The sequence below is a fragment of the Pseudomonas sp. PHC1 genome, assembly GCF_046487845.1.
Lineage (GTDB): Bacteria > Pseudomonadota > Gammaproteobacteria > Pseudomonadales > Pseudomonadaceae > Aquipseudomonas > Aquipseudomonas sputi.
Map to the genome: position 1 here is coordinate 1 of NZ_JBJXHJ010000084.1, position 520 is coordinate 520.

General features: G+C 40.8%; 1 tRNA gene. It reads right to left on the reverse strand.

Going from position 1 to position 520, the window contains the following annotated elements:
- Window positions 1-126: 126 nt before the first annotated feature.
- A tRNA-Lys gene (locus ACKJSM_RS28715) sits at window positions 127-199 on the reverse strand.
- Window positions 200-520: the final 321 nt, after the last annotated feature.

Sequence of the window (520 nt, forward strand, 5' to 3'; positions counted from 1 at the left end):
ATACAAATGCACCGTCATGATCCCGCTGCCTTGTTTGGCAAATTCATACGAATTGTATTTTAAACTAGGCATACAATACCATTGAATTGGAACGATTGCCCAAGACAACTCGAAAGATTAAGCTTGCGCCCAATGTGGGGCTCGAACCCACGACCCTGAGATTAAGAGTCTCATGCTCTACCGACTGAGCTAACCGGGCTCTTTTTGTTCTTTCAGAGCGGAGATTTCGAGAAAGAAGGCTGTTGTTTTGGGGTACATTATGCTTGCGCTAATTTCATGCATCTAATTTCACAAATTTCTCAATTGAAGAACAACTAAATGAGTTGGACAACATCTTTAAATGAAATTGTGTACTATAGGCAGAACAGGTCAATGGAATGTAGAACCTTTGTGTTTGACATCTCATGGCGTACCTGAGAATGTCTTGTAGGAAGTATGACCACATACAAATGCACCGTCATGATCCCGCTGCCTTGTTTGGCAAATTCATACGAATTGTATTTTAAACTAGGCATACAAT